General features: G+C 70.7%; 17 protein-coding genes. 7 read left to right on the top strand and 10 right to left on the bottom strand.

Features of this window, described 5'->3' with window-relative positions:
- The first annotated feature begins 20 nt into the window (after positions 1–20).
- The 3 genes from BA062_RS06040 to BA062_RS06030 are packed head-to-tail and all read left to right on the top strand — an operon-like array spanning position 21 to position 2,357.
- Positions 21–434, top strand: coding sequence for a DUF1707 SHOCT-like domain-containing protein (locus BA062_RS06040; protein ID WP_110335076.1), 414 nt, complete (start codon positions 21–23; stop codon positions 432–434).
- Between the two features lie 10 nt (positions 435–444).
- Positions 445–963 (top strand): GNAT family N-acetyltransferase, encoded by a 519-nt coding sequence (locus tag BA062_RS06035; protein ID WP_110335075.1) that lies wholly within the window; start codon positions 445–447, stop codon positions 961–963.
- Positions 960–2,357 (top strand): class I adenylate-forming enzyme family protein, encoded by a 1,398-nt coding sequence (locus tag BA062_RS06030; protein WP_110335074.1) that lies wholly within the window; start codon positions 960–962, stop codon positions 2,355–2,357. The genes BA062_RS06035 and BA062_RS06030 overlap by 4 nt, the downstream gene beginning before the upstream one ends.
- A gap of 28 nt (positions 2,358–2,385) precedes the next feature.
- Here the strand turns inward: BA062_RS06030 and BA062_RS06025 are convergent, their stop codons facing one another.
- Positions 2,386–4,095: a glycerol-3-phosphate dehydrogenase/oxidase gene (locus BA062_RS06025; RefSeq protein ID WP_110335073.1), complete on the bottom strand. Its 1,710-nt coding sequence runs from the start codon at positions 4,093–4,095 to the stop codon at positions 2,386–2,388.
- Between the two features lie 182 nt (positions 4,096–4,277).
- Here BA062_RS06025 and BA062_RS06020 point away from each other — a divergent pair, with 182 nt between their 5' ends.
- Both BA062_RS06020 and glpK read left to right on the top strand, forming a co-directional pair.
- The gene (locus tag BA062_RS06020; RefSeq protein ID WP_110335072.1) at positions 4,278–5,270 is read left to right on the top strand and encodes an MIP/aquaporin family protein; all 993 of its coding nucleotides are present in this window, start codon (positions 4,278–4,280) and stop codon (positions 5,268–5,270) included.
- A gap of 21 nt (positions 5,271–5,291) precedes the next feature.
- On the top strand, positions 5,292–6,803 hold the full coding sequence (gene glpK, locus BA062_RS06015) for a glycerol kinase GlpK (protein WP_110335071.1): 1,512 nt from the start codon (positions 5,292–5,294) through the stop codon (positions 6,801–6,803).
- Between the two features lie 93 nt (positions 6,804–6,896).
- On the opposite strand, the gene BA062_RS06010 is transcribed toward glpK, so the two are convergent.
- Both BA062_RS06010 and BA062_RS06005 read right to left on the bottom strand, forming a co-directional pair.
- The gene (locus BA062_RS06010) at positions 6,897–7,679 is read right to left on the bottom strand and encodes a VOC family protein (protein ID WP_110335070.1); all 783 of its coding nucleotides are present in this window, start codon (positions 7,677–7,679) and stop codon (positions 6,897–6,899) included.
- Positions 7,680–7,750: 71 nt separating this feature from the next.
- A complete protein-coding gene (locus BA062_RS06005) occupies positions 7,751–9,151 on the bottom strand; it encodes an NAD(P)H-quinone dehydrogenase (protein ID WP_110335253.1) in 1,401 nt (466 codons plus the stop codon).
- Between the two features lie 98 nt (positions 9,152–9,249).
- Here BA062_RS06005 and BA062_RS06000 point away from each other — a divergent pair, with 98 nt between their 5' ends.
- Positions 9,250–9,702: a gamma-glutamylcyclotransferase family protein gene (locus BA062_RS06000; protein ID WP_110335252.1), complete on the top strand. Its 453-nt coding sequence runs from the start codon at positions 9,250–9,252 to the stop codon at positions 9,700–9,702.
- Positions 9,703–9,804: 102 nt separating this feature from the next.
- Here BA062_RS06000 and BA062_RS05995 read toward each other — a convergent pair whose 3' ends face one another.
- From BA062_RS05995 to mutA, 6 genes are all read right to left on the bottom strand, one after another.
- Positions 9,805–10,704, bottom strand: a complete 900-nt coding sequence (locus BA062_RS05995) for a DUF559 domain-containing protein (RefSeq protein WP_110335069.1) — start codon at positions 10,702–10,704, stop codon at positions 9,805–9,807.
- A 171-nt stretch (positions 10,705–10,875) separates the two neighbouring features.
- On the bottom strand, positions 10,876–12,168 hold the full coding sequence (locus BA062_RS05990) for a M20 family metallopeptidase (RefSeq protein ID WP_110335068.1): 1,293 nt from the start codon (positions 12,166–12,168) through the stop codon (positions 10,876–10,878).
- Between the two features lie 243 nt (positions 12,169–12,411).
- Entirely contained in the window at positions 12,412–12,699 is a 288-nt protein-coding gene (locus BA062_RS05985; RefSeq protein ID WP_245959692.1) for a hypothetical protein, read from the bottom strand.
- A gap of 33 nt (positions 12,700–12,732) precedes the next feature.
- Positions 12,733–13,734 (bottom strand): methylmalonyl Co-A mutase-associated GTPase MeaB, encoded by a 1,002-nt coding sequence (gene meaB / locus BA062_RS05980; protein ID WP_110335067.1) that lies wholly within the window; start codon positions 13,732–13,734, stop codon positions 12,733–12,735.
- Positions 13,735–13,736: 2 nt separating this feature from the next.
- Positions 13,737–15,905 carry a methylmalonyl-CoA mutase gene (gene scpA / locus BA062_RS05975; RefSeq protein WP_110335066.1) on the bottom strand — a complete coding sequence of 723 codons (2,169 nt, stop codon included), beginning with the start codon at positions 15,903–15,905 and terminating at the stop codon, positions 13,737–13,739.
- The gene (mutA, locus tag BA062_RS05970; protein ID WP_110335065.1) at positions 15,905–17,770 is read right to left on the bottom strand and encodes a methylmalonyl-CoA mutase small subunit; all 1,866 of its coding nucleotides are present in this window, start codon (positions 17,768–17,770) and stop codon (positions 15,905–15,907) included. The genes scpA and mutA overlap by 1 nt, the downstream gene beginning before the upstream one ends.
- A gap of 182 nt (positions 17,771–17,952) precedes the next feature.
- Here mutA and BA062_RS05965 point away from each other — a divergent pair, with 182 nt between their 5' ends.
- Positions 17,953–19,575: a serine/threonine-protein kinase gene (locus tag BA062_RS05965; RefSeq protein ID WP_245959707.1), complete on the top strand. Its 1,623-nt coding sequence runs from the start codon at positions 17,953–17,955 to the stop codon at positions 19,573–19,575.
- Positions 19,576–19,636: 61 nt separating this feature from the next.
- Here BA062_RS05965 and BA062_RS05960 read toward each other — a convergent pair whose 3' ends face one another.
- Positions 19,637–20,278 carry a MerR family transcriptional regulator gene (locus BA062_RS05960; protein ID WP_110335063.1) on the bottom strand — a complete coding sequence of 214 codons (642 nt, stop codon included), beginning with the start codon at positions 20,276–20,278 and terminating at the stop codon, positions 19,637–19,639.
- Positions 20,279–20,357 lie beyond the last annotated feature (79 nt).

The following is a 20,357-nucleotide window of genomic DNA, read 5'->3' as shown; positions in this document are numbered from 1 at the left end:
AACGGACCTACCATCGAGACGTGGCCGTGGAACGACCGGAGTACCGGCTCAGCGACGCTGAGCGGCAGGACGCGCTGGACGCGCTCTCCGAACACGTCCGCACCGGCAGGCTCGACCTCACCGAGTTCGATGAGCGTTCGCAGCAGGTGAGTGCGGCGAAGTTCCGGCGTGACCTCGCACCGCTGTTCACCGACCTGCCAGAACCGAAACCGGCGGTGCTGGTGCCTGGCAGGGCCCTCACACCGAGGCAGCCGATGCCGGTGGCGCAGCCGTGGCAGCAGCGGCTGGCGGCGAGCGCGGTGCCGATCGCGGCCGTACTCGCGGCGATTCTGTTCTTCACGGTGGCCCGCGGCATGGTGTTCGTGTTCCTGCTGCCCGCGATCGTGGCGATGCTCGCGGGCTCGTGCGCCGCCCGCAGGCACGGCCGGCCGTAGGATCGCCCGGGTGGAACCGGTCGAGATCAACGCGGGCGGCTACTACCTGCGGCAGTTGAGGGCGGATCACCGGCTGGATGACCGGCCCGCGCTCGTCGAGGCGTTCACCGATCCCGTGCAGCAGCGCTTCGTGACCGGTTACGTCGTCGACGACCTGCACTCCGCGAGCGCCTACGTCGAGCTCCGCGCGAGCGAGTGGGCGAGCGGCAAGCGCTGTTCGTGGGCCGTCGCCGAGCCGACGACGGGCGACCTGCTCGGCGAGGTGGGTCTGAAGGCGCTGGACCCCGACGCCGGTACCGCCGAGACCGCCGTGTGGGTGCATCCCGCGGCGAGGGGCCGCGGTGTCGCCGTCGCCGCCGTGGGGGCGGCCCTGCGGTTCGGCTTCGGCGCGCTCGGCCTGCACAGCGTGGACTACCTGCACGACCCGGCCAACCACGCCTCGGAAGGCGTCGCCAGGCGCTGTGGGTTCTCGTTCGTCGGCCCCGATGCCGCTGGACCCGACGTGCGCTGGACCCGCGTGGCGCCATGAGCTTCTTCCTCGGCCGGATCCTGGACGTGCTGGGCCGGGGCGGCGACGCGCCCGCGTTCGTCCGCGACGGCCACACCACCACCTACGCGCAGGCCCGCGAGCTGCTGCTGCGGCTGCACGGCACCGTCGAGGGAGGGGGCGTCGGCGAGGGCGACCTGGTGGCGGTGCTCGGCGGCAACCGGCCCGAGACGGTCCTCGGCCAGCTCGCCGTGCAGCTGCGAGGCGCGAGCGTGCTGCTGGTGCCCGAGTCGGCGAGCAGGTCCGCACGCGCGGAGGTGCTCGCCGGGGTCACCGCCTGCCTCGCCGAGCCGGGCCGGGAGCCGGACGGCGCACGCCGGGTCATTCCACTGCGTCCCTCCGAAAAGGACACTGTGAACGAGCCGGGCGAGCTGCCGCCGTCGGTGCAGACGGTGTTCGCCTCGGGCGGCACCACCGGCAGGCCCAAGCTCATCTCCCACCGCGGCATCTACGACGGCATGGCGCACATCTTCCAGCCCGACCCGCTGGGCCCCAACCGCGTGCTGCTGGTGGCTCCGCTGTCGCACCTCACCGGCAACTGCGCGGTGCTGGGCGCCCTGCTGTGCGGGGACACAGTCGTGCTGCACGAGGGGTTCGAGGCGGGCGCGGTGCTGGACGCGATCGCCCGGCACCGCATCACGCGGCTGACGCTCACCCCGCCCCGCCTGGCGAAGGTGCTCGACCACCCGGCGCTACCCGGCACGGACGTCTCGAGCGTGCGCGGGCTGTCCCTCGGTGCGAGCCCGCTGCCCGCCCGCAGGCTCGGCCAGGCCCTCGCGGCGTTCGGCCCGGTGGTGGGGCAGGGCTACGGGCTCACCGAGGCGCCGATGATCGCGAGCATCGCCCCGGAGGAGTACGAGGGGCACCCCGAGCGGCTGCGGTCGGTGGGCCGGATCGTGCCCGGCATGGAGGCACGCATCGACGACGGTGAGGTGCTCGTGCGCGGGCTCGCGCTCATGGAGGGCTACCACGACAGCCCCGAGCTGACCGAGCAGGCGTTCACCGACGGCTGGCTGCGTACCGGTGACCTCGGCCGGTTCGACGCGGAGGGCTACCTGTACCTGCTCGACCGCGCCGACGACGTGATCGTCACCGGCGAGCACGGCACCAAGGTGTACTCGACGGTGGTGGAGGACGCCATCGTCGCCCATCCGCGGGTGCGGCAGGCCGCCGTGCTCGGCGTGGACGGCCCTGACGGCAGGCTCGTGCACGCCGTCGTGGCCGCGGAGCCGGGCCTCACCGCCGACATGGTGCGGGCTCACGTACGGCGGGTACTCGGCGGCGAACACTTCGTACCCGCGAGCGTCGACTTCGTGCCCGCCCTGCCACTGACGCCCATCGGCAAGATCGACAAAGCCGCCCTCCGCCGAAGCTGAAAGTGCCCCTGGGGTCGGGTGGGCCGGCTCAGCCGACGGGCTCGATCAGCTTGCCCCTCGCCTCGGGGGCGGCCGAGCGGCGGGCGTCGGCGGACTCGTCGTTCGGCTGCGTCTGCGAGTCCCGCTCTGCCTCCACCCTGGCCCGGTAGACCGACACCTCGTGCGCGGTGGTCTCGGCCGACCAGCCGAGCACCTCGCCCATCAGCTCGGCCACCTGCTCCGCGCAGTCCACCCCACGATGTGGGTACTCGATCGAGATGCGGGTCCGCCTGGCGAGGACGTCCTCCAGATGCAGGGCGCCCTCGTGGCCGGCGGCGTAGGCGGCCTCCACCCGCAGGTAGTCGGGCGCGTGCTCGATCGGCTTGAGCAGCTCGGGTCGGCCGTCGGCCAGCGCCAGCACCTCGTTGACGAGCGAGCCGTAGCGGTCCAGCAGGTGCCGGACGCGGTACGGGTGGAGCCCGTGCGCCGCCGCGAGGTGGTCGGCCTGGTTCACCAGCGCGTGGTAGCCGTCGGCACCGATGAGCGGCACCTTGTCGGTGATCGACGACTGGACGCGCGCCGGCAGGTCGACCGACGCGGCGTCCACGGCGTCGGCCGCCATCACCCGGTACGTCGTGTACTTGCCGCCCGCGATCGCGACGAGCCCCGGCGCCACCCGCGCGACGGCGTGCTCGCGCGACAGCTTGGACGTCTCCTCGCTCTCCCCTGCGAGCAGCGGCCGCAGCCCCGCGTAGACGCCCTCGATGTCGTCGTGCGTCAGCTGCGTCGCGAGCACCGAGTTGACGTGCTCGAGGATGTAGTCGATGTCGTGCTTGGTCGCCGCGGGGTGGGCGAGGTCGAGGTTCCAGTCGGTGTCGGTGGTTCCCACGATCCAGTGATTTCGCCACGGGATCACGAACAGCACCGACTTCTCGGTGCGGAGGATGAGGCCGCTTTCCGACACGATGCGGTCACGCGGGACCACGATGTGCACACCCTTGCTGGCCCGGACGCGGAACCGGCCCCTGCTGCCGGAGAGCCGCTGCAGCTCGTCGGTCCACACGCCCGTGCAGTTGATGACGGCACTGGCCTGGACCTCTGTCTCCCGCCCGTCCTCGACGTCGCGCACGCGCACGCCCGACACGCGGTCGGCCTCGCGCAGGAACTCGACGACCTGGGTCGACGTACGCACCACCGCGCCGTAGTGGGCGGCCGTGCGGGCGACGGTCATCGTGTGCCTGGCGTCGTCGGCCTGCGCGTCGAAGTACCGGATGCCACCGATGAGCGCGTCGCGTTTGAGCGCGGGCACCATCCGCAGCGCACCGGCCTTGGTGAGGTGCTTCTGGCCGGGCACCGACCGTGCGCCGCCCATCGTGTCGTACATGAACAGGCCCGCCGCCGTGTAGGGCCGCTCCCACACCCGGTGTGTCAGCGGATACAGGAAGCTTACGGGTTTCACCAGATGCGGAGCGAGTCTCGTGAGCATCAGCTCGCGCTCGCGCAGGGCCTCGCGCACCAGCCCGAACTCCAGCTGTTCGAGGTAGCGGAGGCCGCCGTGGAAGAGCTTGCTCGACCTGCTCGACGTGCCGGAGGCGAGGTCGCGCGCCTCGACCAGGGCGACGCGCAGGCCCCGCGTGGCCGCGTCGAGCGCGGTCCCGGCTCCCACCACGCCCCCACCGATCACGACGAGGTCGAAGTTCTCGCTGCTCAGCCGCCGCCACGATTCCTCGCGGGTGGCCGGACCCAACGACGCAGTCACTACTCGCCTCCTCACCACGGCAGACGCCGCCGCACGACACGACGGCCTTCTGGGAGCTTCCCACGTCAGGCCGGATCGAATCAGCCCTGAACGACACCCCCCGCTTCAGATCTTGTCCCAGATCGAGGCGCGGAGCACGATGAAAACGAGGGACGACGCAGTCCCGATACCGGAGGTGTGGCATGAGTGCGACAAACACCAGACACCAGACCAACGGCTTGGCCAGACTACGTCAAACCACCGGTGGCGAGTTACTGGCCGAGTTCCTGGGCACGGCGATACTTATTCTCCTCGGCTGCGGCTCGGTCGCCGTGGCGCTGGCGGGCCTGCCTGGATCCGGCAGGCAAACCGCGGACTTCGGTCCCGCGAACTGGCTCATCATCGCCTTCGGCTGGGGACTGGCCGTGGTGTTCGCCGTGTACGCCGCGGGTGGTGTGAGCGGCGCGCACATCAACCCGGCGGTGACACTGGCGATGGCGGTGCGGCGCGCGTTCCCCTGGGTGAAGGTGGTTCCCTATTGGATCGCGCAGATCCTCGGCGCGTTCGCCGGCGCGGCGGTGGTCTACGCCGTGTACTACGACGCGATCAACGCCTTCCTGCAGGCCGCGGGAACGCCGAAGTCCGGTGACGTCGCTACATTCTCGATATTCGCGACGTTCCCAGCGGAATACTTCGGCAACGGAATATGGGGACCGCTGGTCGACCAAATCGTCGGCACGGCCATTCTCGTGATGCTGGTGGCCGCTTTGATCGACAGCCGGAACCAGGCGCCACAAAGCAACTTCGGACCGTGGGCGATCGGTTTCGTGGTGGTGGCCATCGGCCTGAGCTTCGGCACGAACGCCGGTTACGCGATCAACCCGGCTCGTGACTTCGGGCCACGGATGCTCGCCTGGATCGCCGGCTGGGGTGATGCCGCGATGCCCGGCAACGGCGACTGGTTCAGCAACTACTGGTGGATCCCGATAGCCGGGCCGCTGGTCGGTGGTGTGGTCGGCATCCTGATCTACGACTTCTTCATCGGCCAGGTCCTCGTCGCGCGTGAAACCCCGTTCGGTGTGGAGGGCCCGCCGCCTGGGCGCGTCCCCGAACCGACCGACGAAACCGTGACCAGGACATCCTCGGAGGAGGCGATTTCGGAGTCGCGGCCGCCACAGACGAGCACATCGGAATAGCAGCTCCAGAAAGGAAGCAGGATGGCTTCATATGTGGCCGCGGTCGACCAGGGCACGACGTCGACCAGAACGATGCTTTTCGATCATTCCGGCAGCGTCGTCGCCGTCGACCAGCGCGAGCACGAGCAGATTTTCCCGCAGGCCGGATGGGTGGAGCACGACGCCGAGGAGATCTGGGCCAACGCCAGGGCGACCGCGGGCGGCGCACTCGCGAAGGCCGACGTCACGACCGCCGACATCGCCGCGGTCGGCATCACCAACCAGCGCGAGACCACGCTGGTGTGGGACCGCAAGACCGGCAAGCCCGTGTACAACGCGATCGTGTGGCAGGACACGAGGACCGACCGGATCGTCAACGAGCTCGGCGCGCTCGGCGGCGGGCAGGAACGGTACCGGGAGAAGACGGGCCTGCCGCTCGCGACGTACTTCTCGGGGCCGAAGGTCAAGTGGATCCTGGACAATGTGGACGGTGCACGGCAACGTGCCGAAGCCGGTGATTTGCTGTTCGGCAACATGGACACGTGGGTGTTGTGGAACATGACCGGCGGGGTGGACGGCGGTATCCACGTCACCGACCCGACCAACGCCTCCCGCACGATGCTGATGGACCTCGACACGCTGCAGTGGGACGAGGGCATCGCGTCCGACATGGGCATTCCGATGTCGATGCTGCCGGAGATCCGGTCGTCGTCGGAGGAGTACGGCAAGGTGCGGGAGCGTGGCGCGCTCGGCGGGGTGCCGATCGCCGGCATCCTCGGCGACCAGCAGGCGGCGACGTTCGGCCAGGCGTGTCTCTCCCCCGGCGAGGCGAAGAACACCTACGGCACCGGCAACTTCGTGCTGCTGAACACCGGAACCGAGAAGGTGCTCTCGCAGAACGGTCTGCTCACGACGGTCTGCTACAAGATCGGCACGAACGACACGGTGTACGCGCTGGAGGGCTCGATCGCGGTCACGGGCTCGCTGGTGCAGTGGCTGCGTGACAACCTCGGCATGATCTCCTCGGCCGCGGAGATCGAGGAACACGCACGCACGGTGGAGGACAACGGCGGGGCGTACTTCGTGCCGGCGTTCTCCGGTCTGTTCGCGCCGTACTGGCGTTCGGACGCGCGCGGCGCGATCGTGGGGCTGACGCGTTACGTCAACAAGGGTCACCTGGCGAGGGCGGTGCTGGAGGCGACGGCGTTCCAGACGCGCGAGGTGATCGACGCGATGAACGCCGACTCGGGCGTGCCGCTCAAGACGCTGAAGGTGGACGGCGGCATGGTCGTCAACGACCTGCTGATGCAGTTCCAGGCCGACATCCTCGGCGTATCGGTGATCCGCCCGGTGGTGAACGAGACGACCGCGCTCGGCTCCGCCTACGCCGCGGGTCTCGCCGTGGGCTTCTGGAAGAGCGAGGAGGACATCCGCAACAACTGGGCCAAGGACAAGCAGTGGGACCCGGGGATGGACGACATCCGCCGGGAGCGCGAGTACCGCAACTGGAAGAAGGCCGTGACGAAGACCTTCGACTGGGTGGAGAGTGACTGACCCGTTCGCACCACCTCGATCGGGTGGTTCTCAGGTGAGCAAGGGAGCTTTACTCCCGTTTTTCGGGAGTAAAGCTCCCTTGCTCCCTTCTCGTCACGGTGCCTCGGTTGCGGTGATGACGCGGAAGTGGGCTCCCTGGTTGTCGGTGACCTGCGCCAGCCTGCCGTAGGGCGAGTCCCACGGCTCCCGCACGAGCTCGCCGCCCAGCTCGGTCACCCTCGCGACGGTCGCGTCGGTGTCGCTCACCGCGAAGTAGACCGCCCAGTGAGGCGGAACGTCGGCGGGCACCTCGTCGGGCAGCAGGCCGACCCCGCCGACCACCTTGCCGCCCGCCTTCAGCGTCGAGTACCGGAAGCCCTCGTCCGACATGTCCTCGAAGGTGTGCCCGAACACCGCGGCGTAGAAGTCCCTCGCCCGGTCGTAGTCCCGCGTGAGGCACTCGTTCCAGTTCAACGAGCCCGCCGCGTTCGCGAGCCCGACGCCGTTGTGTTCCCCCGCCTGCCAGAGCCCGAAGACCGCACCGGTCGGATCGGCCGCGACGGCGAGCCTGCCCGCCGGTCCCACGGCCGTCGGCGGCACCATGACCTGTCCGCCGTGGTCGCCGACCATCGCCACCGTCTTGCCGAGGTCGGACGTCGCGAGGTACGTCGTCCACGCCGCGGGCGCGTCTTCCTGGCCGGGCGGCATCCCGCCCACCCCGGCGACCAGCCGCCCGCCGAGCGACGCCAGCAGGTAGTTGCCGGTCTCGTCGCCCTGGTCGGCGAACGCCCACGCGAACAGGGCCCCGTAGAAGTCGATTGCCATGCGAGGGTCGGGGGCCATCAGGTCGACCCAGCACGGAGTCCCGTCGGGCCACGGTGTGTCACGAGTGACCATTGCCGCACTCCCCTACTCGTCAACGATGTGGCGTGACCAGTGTCACCCCGCACCGCTGTCGGTGGGGAGCGTCAGTCGAGGTCGTCGTGGCGCATGAGCTGCCTGCCCGCCTCGGTGATCGAACCGGACAGCGACGGGTACACCGAGAACGTCAGCGCCAGGTGCTCCACCGTCAACTGGTTCTGCACCGCCAGCGCGATCGGCAGGATCAGCTCACTCGCGGTGGGCGCCACCACCACGCCGCCGACCACGACGCCCGTCGCCGGGCGGCAGAACAGCTTCACGAAGCCCTGGCGCAGGCCCTCCATCTTGGCCCGCGCGTTCGTCGCCAGCGGCAGCATGATCGTGCGGGCGGGCACCTCGCCGGAGTCGATGGCCTGCTGGCTGATGCCGACCGTCGCGATCTCGGGGTGGGTGAACACGTTCGCGGCGACCGTCCGCAGGCGGATCGGCGCCACCCCCTCGCCGAGCGCGTGCCACATCGCGATGCGGCCCTGCATGCTCGCCACCGAGGCCAGCATCAGCACACCCGTGCAGTCACCCGCGGCGTAGACACCGGGCGCGCTGGTGCGCGACACCCGGTCGACGGTGATGAACCCGCCGGGGCCGGGCTCGATGCCGACGCGATCCAGCCCGATGTCGGCGGTGTTGGGCACCGAGCCGACGGTCATCAGCGCGTGGCTCGCCTCGATCTGCCTGCCGTCCGTGAGGTGGATCAGCACACCCTTCTCGGTGCGCTCGACGCGGTCGGCGCGGGCGTGCTTGACCACGGTGGTGCCGCGCTGGGAGAAGACCTCTTCCAGCACGGCGGCGGCGTCGGCGTCCTCGTGGGGCAGGACCCGGTCGCGGCTGGAGACGACGGTGACCTTGACGCCCATCTCGGTGTAGGCGGAGGCGAACTCGGCGCCCGTGACACCCGAGCCGATCACGGCGAGGTGCTCGGGCAGTTCGGGCAGGTCGTAGAGCTGGCGCCAGTCGAGGATGCGCTCGCCGTCGGGAACGGCGCCGGGCAGCACGCGCGGGGTGGCGCCGGTGGCGATGAGCACCACGTCGGCATCGAGCACCTCGTCGATCTCGGCGCCGGTGACGGCGACCTTGTGGGTGGCGAGCCCGGTCTCTTCGTCGCAGAAGCGGGCGGTGCCGGTGATCACGCGCACACCCTCGCGCTGCACGCGGGCGCGGATGTCCGCCGACTGCGCGAGCGCGAGCCCGCGCACGCGACCGTGCACGGTTGGCAGGTCGATGCTCGTGTCGGCGAGATCGGTGGTGATGCCCAGCTCGGCGAAGCCGTGGAGGCTCGCGCGGGCACCTGACGACGCGATGAACGTCTTGGAGGGCACGCAGTCGTACAGCACGCAGGCGCCACCGAGTCCGTCGCGCTCCACGACGGTCACGTCGGCCCCGTGTTGCGCCGCGACCAAGGCCGCCTCGTAGCCGGCTGGTCCGCCGCCCATGATCACGATCCTGGTCACGCTGGTTCCCTTCTCGTTGAGCGCCGTCGAGCCCACTCTAGGCGGGGACACGCGGAGTGCGTCCTTTCGGGTGAGCGCACGGCCGTTAGGCTGTGGCCGTGCCCTTGTATGCCGCTTACGGGTCCAACATGGCGCCCTCGCAGATGATGGAGCGAGCTCCGCACTCGCCGATGGCGGGTACCGGTTGGCTCGAAGGCTGGCGCCTGACCTTCGGTGGCGAGGATCTCGGCTGGGAGGGCGCGCTCGCGACGATCGTGGAGGATCCGTCGTCGCGGGTGTTCGTGGTGCTCTACGACGTGACCCATCTCGACGAGTCCGCCCTCGATCAGTGGGAGGGCGGCGAGCTCGGGATGCACAACAAGATCCGGCTCCGGGTGCAGACCATGGACGGCTCGGTGCTGGCCTGGCTCTACGTGCTGGATGCCTACGAGGGCGGTCTCCCCTCAGCGCGGTACCTGGGCGTGCTCGCCGATGCGGCGGAGGACGCCGGCGCCCCGGCCGACTACGTCGAGGCGCTCCGCACCCGCCCCTGCAAAGGCATAGGCCCCTAACCCCGCGCGAGTCGTGCGCTCCCGCACGCGAGTCGTGCCTTCCCGCTCGCGAGTCTTGCGTTCCTGCTCGCGAGTCTTGCGTTCCCGACAGCGAGTCGTGCGTCAAGCGGCCAACCCTCGTCTCCGGAAGGCCGCCCTGACCGCACCGATCAGCCGTCCCGGGTCCTTGAGGTCGGCAGCGTCCGCGCGAATGACGATCCAACCCCGCCGCTCGAGGTCCGCGTCGCGTGCGGCATCGGCTTCCTGGCGGGACTCGTGCGCCTCGTAGCCGTCGTACTCCACCGCCACCCGCGGCTCCGGCCAGGCGAAGTCCAGCCGGTAGATCTCGTTCCCGGCCAGGTCCGTGATGCGGTACTGCTGCTGGGGAACGGGAAGGTCGGCGTCGACGAACACGAGCAGCGTCCAGCTTTCCGCCGGCGACTCGGCCAGGCCGGTCGCCAGGTCGAGCAGGCCACGCGCTTGCCGTCGGCCGCGCGGATCGGCGCGCGACCGGATCCGCTCCTCGACCCACGCTCGGAACTCCGCCCGCGCGTCCTGGGCGACGAGGCGCAACGCCTGGTCGGCGCAGGCAATCCCGGCCCGTCGGGTGCCGCGGCTCAGCACCTCGGCCACGGCCACGTCGAGCGCCAGCACCCGCAGTCCGCAGATCACCTCGACGTCCTGCGGGTCGACCACGCCGTGGTGCAGCACCATCCCGGCGCGCCGCCGAGGCTGTGATCGATACGGCACGAGGATGTGGATAGGTGCCGTCTCGGCGACGCTGCAGCCGTGGACGGCCAACGCGCTGTGGCTCGTCAGCACCGCGTCGGAACCAGCGCCGAGCAGGCAGGCCGCTGCACGCGTGACAAAGTCGGCGGCCCGACGCGGGTCGACCAGCACAGTGCGAGAAGCCCTGGTCAGGCGCCCTTCTCGGAGCAGGCCGCGAAGTTCGCCGGACCCGAGCTCACGCTCCAACTCGGCACGCAGGTAGGCCCCGTGGAGGCCTTCGGGAAGTGAGTTCATGCATCCACGGTCCGGCCTTCGCCTGCCCTTCCGGGCGGCTTTTCACAAACTGTGGATAACTCACCCGGCTGTGGATAACTGCGACAACGCGCGAACGCACAACTCGCCGTCTGGAGTGCACAACTCGCGGTCGGGAACGTACGACTCGCGAGCGGGAGTGCACGACTCGCGCTACGCCAGTGCTCCCAGTGCGGTGTGGACCATCACGCGGATGCCGGTCAGCAGGGCCCGCTCGTCGAGTTCGAAGGTGGGCTGGTGAAGGTCTCGCATGGAGCCCTCACCGGACCACACGCCGAGGCGCGCGAACGCACCCGGCACATGCTCCAGATACCACCCGAAGTCCTCGCCGCCCGACGACTGCTCGGTACCCGCCGTCGCCTCCTCGCCCAGCGCCGCCTCGACGCCGGCCCGCATGAGGGCCGTGCTCTCCTCCTCGCTGACCACCGGCGGCACACCACGCCGGTAGTTGAGCTCGTAGCCGACACCGGTGGGGGCCAGCAGCGACTGGATGGACGACGCCACCAGGGGCTCCAGCGACTTCCACGTCTCGTGGTCCGCCGTGCGGAGCGTGCCCCTCAGCACGCCCTCCTGCGGCACCGCGTTAGCCGCCTCGCCCGCGTGGACGGCGCCCCACACGAGCACCGTGCCCGACCTCGGGTCCACGCGCCGCGACAGCAGCGCGGGCAGCGACGTGATCACGGTGCCCAGCGCGTGCACCAGGTCGGCGGTCAGATGCGGGCGGGACGTGTGCCCGCCGGGCGAGGTGAGCCGCAGCTCGATCAGGTCGGCCGCCGAGGTCAGCGCGCCGACCCGCGTGCCGACCTGGCCCACCCGGAGCCGGGGATCGCAGTGCAGGCCGAAGATCCGGTCGACGCCGTCGAGCACGCCCGCGTCGATCGCGTCGAGCGCGCCACCGGGCATGACCTCCTCCGCTGGCTGGAACACGAGCCGTACGCGGCCGGGCAGTTCGGGGGCGGTCGCCAGCGCCATGCCGGCGGCCAGCAGCACCGTCGTGTGCAGGTCGTGCCCACACGCGTGCGCCACACCGTCGACGGTCGACGCGTACGGCAGCCCGGTCGCCTCGGTGAGCGGCAGGGCGTCCATGTCGGCGCGCAGGGCGACACAGGTCGTGCCGCTGCCGATGTCACACACCACGCCGGTGCCGCCCGGCAGCACCTTGGGAGCCAGCCCCGCCGACCGCAGGAGGCTCATCACGAGCTCGGTGGTGCCGTACTCCCGGCGCGCGAGTTCCGGGTTCGCGTGGATGTGCCTGCGCCAGGCCAGCACGTCGGCGGCATGCGCCACGAGCCACTCGTCGAGCCAGAACGGGCCTCTGCCCTCACCCAGATCGTCCAACGGCGCCATGCTCACACCGCTCTCGGTGAGCAGGGCGTCGGCCGAGTCCGCCGAAGGGGAGCCACCAGGCTCCCCCGGCGATTCGGGTCGCGAGTCGAGCACAGTCACGCCGCACCTCCGCACGAGCCCAGCACAGCGCGCGTCGACACAACTGTCTCTCGCTGGGAAATCATTGTCGTACGCATTTGCACCTAGTCTTGCACCAAATAGGTGATCGGTAGACCCGGATGTCCTAGCGACAAGACAGACGGTAGCCGGTTTGCGCTGAGCGGCTACAGAGAGTTCGGCTTCACTGTTCGACGTGCCACAGCTCGACGGACGGCGAAACGCGCCGGAGCCGAGCGGCCGGAACTACTTCTTCTTCGGCTTCTTCTTGCTGCGGATGTGCCTGCCCCAGATGACGATGCCCAGCAGCACCGCGGCGGCGACGCCCACGACCAGCTTGTTGCGAGAGTTCCTCGCGTCAGCCTCGTTCTGCGGGTCGAGGACGGGACCCGGCTCCGTCTGGGTCAGCGCGGGGGCTGCCGCGACGACCGGTTGAGCGGTCGCGGGAGCGGCCGAGGCGGTGGCGGAGGGCACACCGAGAATCAGCACACCGGCGAGGACGGTCAGCACACCCAGGACGGCAAACACGCGCACGGGCCCCAGTGTGCCCTGTCGAGCTGATCGCCGTCAGCCGCCACGCGGTGACTCTCCGCCGAAAGCCTCGAGGATCCGTTCGGCGGCCAGCGTCGCCGTGAGCCTGCCCTCCCGCACGTCCCGCTCGACCTCGGGGACCAGCTCGCGCACGTTCGGATGGGTCGCGAGGCGGTCGAGCAGCTGGTCGCGCACCATCGACCACGTCCAGTCCACCTGCTGCGTGCTGCGCTTGCGGGCCAGCTCGCCGGAGTCCTCCAGTGTCTGCCGGTGCCTGCCGATCTGCTGCCACACGGTGTCGAGCCCATTGCCGGTCAGCGCGCTGCACGTCAGCACGGGCGGGGTCCACGCGGCGTCAGGGCCGTAGATCATCCGCAGCGCGCCGGACAGCTCCCGCGCGGCCTTGCGGGCCTCGGGCTCGTGCTCCCCGTCGGCCTTGTTCACGGCGATGACGTCGGCGAGTTCCAGCACGCCCTTCTTGATGCCCTGCAGCTGGTCGCCCGTTCGCGCCAGGGTGAGAAACAGGAAGCAGTCGACCATGTTGGCCACGGCCACCTCGGACTGCCCGACCCCCACCGTCTCCACCAGCACGACGTCGTAGCCCGCGGCCTCCATCAGCACGATGGTCTCCCTGGTCGCCCTCGCGACCCCGCCGAGCGTGCCGGAGGTCGGCGACGGCCGGATGAACGCCGAGGGGTCGACCGCCAGCCTGGCCATGCGGGTCTTGTCGCCGAGGATGCTGCCGCCGGTGCGTGTGGACGACGGATCGACGGCGAGCACGGCGACCTTGTGTCCCGCCTCGGTCAGGTTGGTGCCGAGCTGGTCGATGAAGGTCGACTTGCCGACCCCGGGCACGCCCGTGATGCCGACGCGCTGGGCGCCCCCGGCGTGCGGCAGCAGCTCCACCAGCAGGTCCTGCGCCTGCCCCCGGTGATCGGCCCTGCTGGACTCGACCAGGGTGATGGCCCGCGAGAGGATCCCGCGATCACCGGCGAGGACACCCTTGGCGTACGCGGTGACGTCGATCGTGCGAGGCATGCCTACGAGTGTCGCGCGTCGAGCTGGTCGAGCAGGCCCATGGCGGCCTCCGCGATCACCGTGCCGGGACCGAAGATCGCCGCCGCGCCCGCCTTGCGCAGCTCGTCGTAGTCCTGCGGCGGGATCACACCACCCACCACGACCATGATGTCCTCGCGCCCCAGCTCGGCGAGCTCGGCGCGCAGCGCGGGCACCAGCGACAGGTGCCCCGCGGCGAGCGACGAGACGCCCACAATGTGCACGTCGGCCTCGACCGCCTGCCGCGCGACCTCGGCCGGGGTGGAGAACAGCGGGCCCACGTCGACGTCGAAGCCGAGGTCGGCGAACGCGGTGGCGATCACCTTCTGGCCTCGGTCGTGGCCGTCCTGGCCCATTTTGGCGACGAGGATGCGCGGGCGGCGCCCCTCGGCCTCGGCGAATGCGGCGACCCGTTCGCGGGCTGTCTCCACGTTCTCGGATTTCCCGACCTCGTCCCGGTACACGCCGGAAATGGTACGAATCTGCCCTGAGTGGCGGCCCCAGATCTTCTCCAGTGCCTCCGAGATCTCCCCGACCGTGGCCTTGGCCCTCGCCGCGTCGATCGCGAGCGACAGCAGATTGCCGTCCGACTCAGCCCCCGCGGTGAGCCTGCGCAGCGCGTCCTCGACGGCGCCGGAGTCACGTTCCTCACGCAGCCTGCGCAGCTTCTCCAGCTGCTGGGCTCGCACGCCAGCGTTGTCGACCTTGAGCACGTCGATCTGTTCTTCCTCGTCGACGCGGTACTTGTTGACGCCGATCACCGGCTGCCTGCCCGAGTCGATGCGCGCCTGCGTGCGCGCGGCGGCCTCCTCGATGCGCAGCTTGGGGATGCCGGCGTCGATCGCGCGAGCCATGCCGCCCGCCGACTCGACCTCGCTGATGTGGCCCCACGCCTTGCGCGCGAGGTCGTAGGTGAGCCGCTCGACGAACGCGCTGCCGCCCCACGGGTCGATCACGCGCGTGGTGCCGGACTCCTGCTGCAGCAACAGCTGCGTGTTGCGCGCGATGCGGGCGGAGAAGTCGGTGGGCAGCGCGAGCGCCTCGTCGAGGGCGTTGGTGTGCAGCGACTGCGTGTGCCCCTGGGTGGCCGCCATCGCCTCGACACACGTGCGGACCACGTTGTTGTAGACGTCCTGTGCGGTCAGCGACCAGCCGGAGGTCTGGCAGTGCGTACGCAGCGACAGGGACTTCTCCGACTCGGGCGAGAACTGCTTGACGAGCTTGGCCCACAGCAGGCGGGCCGCGCGCATCTTCGCGACCTCCATGAAGAAGTTCATGCCGATCGCCCAGAAGAACGACAGTCGCGGCGCGAACTTGTCGATGCCGAGGCCCGCGTCGAGCCCGGCGCGGATGTACTCGACGCCGTCGGCGAGCGTGTAGGCGAGCTCCAGGTCGGCGGTCGCCCCGGCCTCCTGCATGTGATAGCCGGAGATCGAGATCGAGTTGAACCTCGGCATGTGCTGCGAGGTGAAGCCGAAGATGTCGGAGATGATCCGCATCGAGGGCTGCGGCGGGTAGATGTAGGTGTTGCGGACCATGAACTCCTTGAGGATGTCGTTCTGGATGGTCCCCGTGAGCTGTTCGGGCTTGACGCCCTGTTCCTCGGCGGCGACGACGTAGAGCGCCATCACCGGCAGCACCGCGCCGTTCATGGTCATCGACACGCTCATCTTGTCGAGCGGGATGCCGTCGAAGAGCTGCCGCATGTCGTAGATCGAGTCGATCGCCACGCCCGCCATGCCGACGTCGCCGGACACGCGCGGGTGGTCGGAGTCGTACCCGCGGTGCGTGGCCAGGTCGAACGCGACCGAGAGACCCTTCTGCCCGGCCGCGAGGTTGCGGCGGTAGAAGGCGTTGGACTCCTCGGCCGTGGAGAAGCCGGCGTACTGCCGGATGGTCCACGGCTGGTTGACATACATCGTCGGGTACGGCCCGCGCAGGAACGGCGCCATGCCGGGGTACGTGTTCAGGAAGTCCACATCAGACAGATCGTCGGCGGTGTAGAGCGGCTTGACGCCGATGCCCTCCGGCGTCTCCCACACCAGCGCGTCGGCGCCCTTGCCGGTGCTCGCGTGCAGCGCGTCCGCCCAGTCCCGCTGCGCACCCCGCTCCGGGGTGCCGAGCTCGACGTCGGTGAAGTCGGGAATGGTCATCAGTCGACTCCCAGCTTGTCGAGGGTGCTCCTGAGCACCGCCAGCGCGTCGCATCCGGCGTGGACGTACCCGGTGACGCCGTCGTAGTCGCCCGGCTTGCCGGCCAGCAGCACCTCGGTGGCTCCGGCCTCCCGCAGCGCCGCGGCGAGCTCGGCCGCCTCCTCGGCGTAGGACTTGTCGCTGCCGCACAGGCACGCGACCGGGGTGCCGCTCTCCCGGAACGCCCTCACCACGTCGTCGGTCACGCCCGGGTTGACCGGCCGCACGCCGCCCGCCTGGAACAGGTTGGCCGCGAACGTGGCGCGCGCCGTGTGGGCGGCGAGCGGGCCGAGGGTCGCGAGGAACACCGACGGCCGCTCACCGTGTGCGGCGAGGTAGGCGTCGGAACGGTCCCGCAGCTCTTCGTACTCCTGCGCGTAGCGAACGCGGGGAAGGCCGCCACCGTCCACAACCGACGGTGCGGGCTCGCGCTCGACGCCCTTCTCGTCCAGGTGCGGGAACTCGCTGACGCCGGTGATCGGGTCCTCGCGGGTGGCGAGCCGCCTGGCCCGCGCGTCCCACGTCGCCGCGAGCCGCTCGGCCAGCGCGCCGGAGGACAGCTCGGCCCGGATGCCGCCCGCCTTCTCGATGGCGGTGAACTCGCGCCACGCGGCCTGTGCCAGCGCGTCGGTGAGGTTCTCGACGTACCAGGAGCCGCCCGCAGGGTCGATCACACCGGCCAGTTTGGACTCCTCGAGCAGGATCGTCTGCGTGTTGCGGGCGATCCGGCGGGAGAACGCGTCGGGCCTGCCGATGGCGGCGTCGAAGGGCAGCACGGTGACGGCGTCCGCGCCACCGACGCCCGCCGCGAAGCAGGCGACCGTGGTGCGCAGCATGTTCACCCACGGATCGCGCCTGGTCAGCATGGCGGGCGAGGTGACGGCATGCTGGCGCATCGCGACGCCGTTCGCGCCGGACACCTCCGTGACGCGGGCCCACAGCCTGCGTGCGGCACGGAACTTGGCGATGGTGAGGAACTGGTCGCCGGTCGCCGCGTACCGGAACTCCAGCTGGGCCGCCGCGTCCTCCACGCTCAGGCCCGCGTCCGTCAGCGCGCGAAGGTAGGCGACACCCGCGGCGACGGACGCGCCGAGCTCCTGCGCGTCCGAGCCGCCCGCCTCGTGGAACGGCAACGCGTCGACCACGAGCGTGCGCAGGCCCGGGTACCGCTGCGCGACCCTGGCGGCGAGCGCCGCCGCGGGGGCGAGGTCGTGTTCGGTGCCGGTGCGTGCCTGCAGGCCGATCGGATCGGCGCCGAGGGTTCCGGACGCCTCACCGGAGGGGATCTCGCGCTCGGCGAGCACCGCGAGCAGGGCCTCGGCGGCGGCCTCGTACTCCTCGCCCGCGTCGAGCACGATCGGCGCCAGGTCGAGGTAGACGTCCCGCAGCGCGCGCCCGAGGTCGGCCACGGGCACGGCCGTCTCGCCGACGCGCAGCCACACGGAGTTGACGCCGTTCTCCAAGTCGGCCAGCACGTCCTCGTTCACGGTCGCGGCGTCGGAGCCGGCGTGCAGGGCACGCACGTCCCAGCCCGTGCTCACCTGGCCCTCGGCGCGGCCACCGCGCACGAACGGCGGCAGCCCGGGAAACCCGGCGGGCGGCGCACCGTCCTCGGCGGTGTAGAGCGGCTGGATCTCGATGCCGTCATAGGTCGTGGTGGTGAGCAGACTCTGCGGCGCCCCCGTGAAGTCCTCCGGCAGCGCGCCGCTCTTCTTCAGCACGCCTGCCACGAGCCGCTCCCAGCCGGCCCGGTCGGGGGCGCCGAACTCGGCCGCGAGCGTGAGCTCAGCGGGCGCGGACGCCGGTGTCCCAGCCACTTCTGTCATAACAACTCATGGTAGGGGCACCGACCGGCCCGCAAATGTGATGCAAATCCCGGCTAACAACACTGGGCGAGCGTGGCCCTCGCCGGCGGTTCGCCACAATAGGGGTCGTGTCCGCCCCCACTGACGATTCGCGCCTCGTCGCCGGTCGCTACCGGCTGCGCTCGGTGCTCGGCTCGGGGGCGATGGGCACGGTCTGGGCGGCGCGCGACGAGTTCCTCCAGCGGCCCGTCGCGGTCAAGGAGGTCCGGATGCCGGCGGGCGTACCGCCGGACCAGGCGGGAGAGGTCCGCGAGCGCACGCTCCGCGAGGCCAGGGCGATCGCGGTGCTGTCCCACCCGAACGTGGTCATCCTGCACGACGTCGTGCTGGAGCACGGCGATCCGTACGTCGTGATGGAACTGCTGCCCTCGCGCAGCCTCGCCGCGCTGCTGAGGGACGGCAGGCGGCTCACGGTCGCGCAGGCGGCGGCGGTGGCCGACGCGGTGGCCGCGGCACTGGAGGCGGCGCACGCGGCAGGCATCACCCACCGGGACGTCAAGCCCGGCAACGTGCTGGTGGCGCAGGACGGCCGCATCAAGCTCACCGACTTCGGCATCGCCCGCAACGTCTCCGAGGTCACCATGACCCACACGGGGACCATGCTCGGCTCGCCCGCGTTCATCGCGCCCGAAGTCGCCTCCGGTGGCGCGGTGACGTACACGGCGGACCTGTGGGGGCTCGGCGCGACGCTGTTCGCCGCCACGGAGGGGCGCCCGCCCTACGACGTCGACGGCGATCCATTGGAGACGGTGAGCAGCGTCGTGCACGGCGAGGTGCCGAAACCCTCCCCCGGTCCGCTCGCCGCGTTGATCCGGGGCCTGATGGCCAAGGAGCCGTCGGCGCGGATGTCGCTGTCGGAGGTGCGGCGAAGGCTGTACCCGTTCCTGGCGCAGCCCCGGCACCCGCTGTTCCCTCCGGAGCTGTTCCGCCAGAGCACGCCCGCCGGGCCGGAGGCGAGCGTGACGCGGGTGATCCCGGCGATGCCGGCCGCCGCACCGGAGTCCGGAGCCGACGACAGCGGCGGAGCGCTCGCGGCCGACCCGGGACCGCTGCCGTTCGGCGGGGGTGCCGCGGCGGCCAGCGGTCCGGCCCCGGTGCACGCCGGGCGGTCGACGGCGCGAACGGTGGCCCTTGTCGTGGTGGTGATGCTGCTGTTCGTGCTGGCGGTGGCGGGCGGGTTCGTGCTCACGCGTGTCCTCGCGGGCCAGCCGCTGTCGGCGCCGGACCGCGCGGAGGAGCCGACACCTGCCGCGGCTCCCGCCCCGCGGCAGGAACTGGTCACGCGCGAGGGCGACGCGACCAACCTGCAGGGCGCGAAGGGCGGCCTGTTCTCGGTCGAGGTGCCCGCCGACTGGACGAAGTTCGTCACCCAGCAGCCGGAGACGGAGCTGCCCACCAGCACCAAGGTGCAGTTCGTCTCCGCCGATGGCGCGCAGGTGCTGGGCGTGGAACGGTTCGCGCAGTATTCGGACGCCTACACCGTGGACGACTACGTCACCACGCTCGGCGGGTTCTGGGCCCAGGGTGATTTCACGCTGGTGCGCTCGGAGCCGCTCGGCGACCGTGACGGCGTGCTCGTGACGTACCGGACGGCGGAGCGCGGCGCGAGCGGTGAGCGGGCGATGAACAGGACGACGGTCGCGGAGGTGTTCCTCAGCGGGTCGAGCCTGTGGGTGGTGAGCGTGACGGTGCCCGTCGAGCAGGAACGCCTCGGCCGCAGTGAGTTGTTCGACCGCATCGTGCCGACGTTCCAGATGACCGACTAGCGGGCGAGCCCAACTGCAGTGAAGGCCACCTTCACTGCGTTCAACGCAGTGAAGGTGGCCTTCACTGCAGCTTCACCGCGGTTGCACCGAACCGGTCACGTGAGGCTTTCGCGTGGGCGAGCCTGCGCAGCGCGGCGTGCAGCGCGTCGCCGAGCACGGTGCCGATCACGGCCGCCTCCACGATCGCCTCCCGTTGTCCGAGGGCGGCGACGGTGTCGAGATCGGTGCCCGCGACGAGGTCGGCGGCCTCGGCGTAGTCGTCGAGCCGCTCGGCGAGTTCGGGGTGGCCGAGGTCGCGGTAGGTGCACAGCACGCCCACCAGCGCCTCGACGATGGGCGTGCCGGGCGCGATCACCCAGTCCCGTTTGTCGGCGAGTGCCTCCAGCCGCTCCATCGCCCACGCCCGCGCCTCCTCGCTCACCTCCACGGTGGGCAGCGGAAGGCCGTGCTGCGCGATGCCGAGCACGTCGTGGGTGGAGGTCTCCTGCCCGAGCCCGGCGATCACGTCGCGGACGGCCGCGATGGACAGCCCGCCGATGTCGAGGAGGGCGCGGATCAGCTTGAGCCTGCGCACGTGGGCGGCGTCGTAGCGCGCCTGGTTGGGGCTGGTGCGCTCCCCGGGCGGGAGCAGGCCCTCGCGCAGGTAGTACTTGATCGTCGCGACCGGGACCCCGGACTCCCTGCTCAGCTCGGCCATCCGCATACGTTCGTCGCCTTCCTGTGGAATCCTCAGCATGGATAGTGTAGCTTCCCGCTATAGGTAGTATCACTATCTATAAGGA

The sequence above is a fragment of the Prauserella flavalba genome (assembly GCF_003202235.1).
Taxonomy (GTDB): domain Bacteria; phylum Actinomycetota; class Actinomycetes; order Mycobacteriales; family Pseudonocardiaceae; genus Prauserella_A; species Prauserella_A flavalba.
Note: the sequence above shows the minus strand (reverse complement) of the source record. Positions and strands in the feature narration are given on the sequence as shown.

Coding starts and splice junctions, on each gene's coding strand:
- scpA (WP_110335066.1), bottom strand. CDS start 15,905: ATGACCATTCCCGACTTCACCGACGTCGAGCTCGGCACCCCGGAGCGG.
- BA062_RS06010 (WP_110335070.1), bottom strand. CDS start 7,679: ATGGTCACTCGTGACACACCGTGGCCCGACGGGACTCCGTGCTGGGTC.
- mutA (WP_110335065.1), bottom strand. CDS start 17,770: ATGACAGAAGTGGCTGGGACACCGGCGTCCGCGCCCGCTGAGCTCACG.
- BA062_RS05995 (WP_110335069.1), bottom strand. CDS start 10,704: ATGAACTCACTTCCCGAAGGCCTCCACGGGGCCTACCTGCGTGCCGAG.
- BA062_RS05960 (WP_110335063.1), bottom strand. CDS start 20,278: ATGCGGATGGCCGAGCTGAGCAGGGAGTCCGGGGTCCCGGTCGCGACG.
- BA062_RS05965 (WP_245959707.1), top strand. CDS start 17,953: ATGGGCACGGTCTGGGCGGCGCGCGACGAGTTCCTCCAGCGGCCCGTC.
- BA062_RS06020 (WP_110335072.1), top strand. CDS start 4,278: ATGAGTGCGACAAACACCAGACACCAGACCAACGGCTTGGCCAGACTA.
- meaB (WP_110335067.1), bottom strand. CDS start 13,734: ATGCCTCGCACGATCGACGTCACCGCGTACGCCAAGGGTGTCCTCGCC.
- BA062_RS06030 (WP_110335074.1), top strand. CDS start 960: ATGAGCTTCTTCCTCGGCCGGATCCTGGACGTGCTGGGCCGGGGCGGC.
- glpK (WP_110335071.1), top strand. CDS start 5,292: ATGGCTTCATATGTGGCCGCGGTCGACCAGGGCACGACGTCGACCAGA.